A 553-nucleotide genomic window follows, 5' to 3' on the forward strand; every position below is an offset into this window, starting at 1 on the left:
GGTGATGATCTCTGACCGGCCGGCCGAGGTCGAGGACCGCGCCGTTCCCGGCCATTGGGAAGGTGATTTAATCATCGGTTCGACGGCATCGAAGTCCGCGATCGGGACCCTAGTCGAACGCACCACCGGATATGTGATGTTGCTGCATCTGCCTGGGGACCATACCGCCCGCACCGTCGCTGACGCCATGATCACCGCGATGAATACCCTGCCGGAGCAGCTGCGCCGTTCGACGACGTGGGATCAAGGAGCGGAGATGTCCCTGCATCAGGAGATCACGATGGCTACCGGTATGCCGATCTACTTCTGCGACCCACATTCGCCCTGGCAGCGCGGCAGCAACGAAAATACCAACGGGCTCCTCCGTGAATATTTCCCGAAAAGCACCGATCTGTCGTTCCACGGGCCTGGAATCCTCGAGAACGTTGCCGCGGAACTCAACCACCGGCCACGCAAACGACACGGCTACCGAACACCCGCAGAAGTCCTCGCCGAGCTAATCTCTAACCCATCAAATAAATCCGGTGTTGCAGGCACCACTTGAATCCGCCCG

1 protein-coding gene is annotated in these 553 nt (G+C 59.9%); it reads left to right on the top strand.

Going from position 1 to position 553, the window contains the following annotated elements; all coding sequences use genetic code 11:
• Positions 1–544 (top strand): IS30 family transposase (locus DBZ45_RS01305; protein ID WP_111902182.1); only part of this gene is annotated, 544 nt, incomplete at its 5' end.
• Positions 545–553: the final 9 nt, after the last annotated feature.

The organism is Arthrobacter globiformis, from assembly GCF_003261175.1.
Classification (GTDB): Bacteria; Actinomycetota; Actinomycetes; order Actinomycetales; family Micrococcaceae; genus Arthrobacter; species Arthrobacter globiformis_A.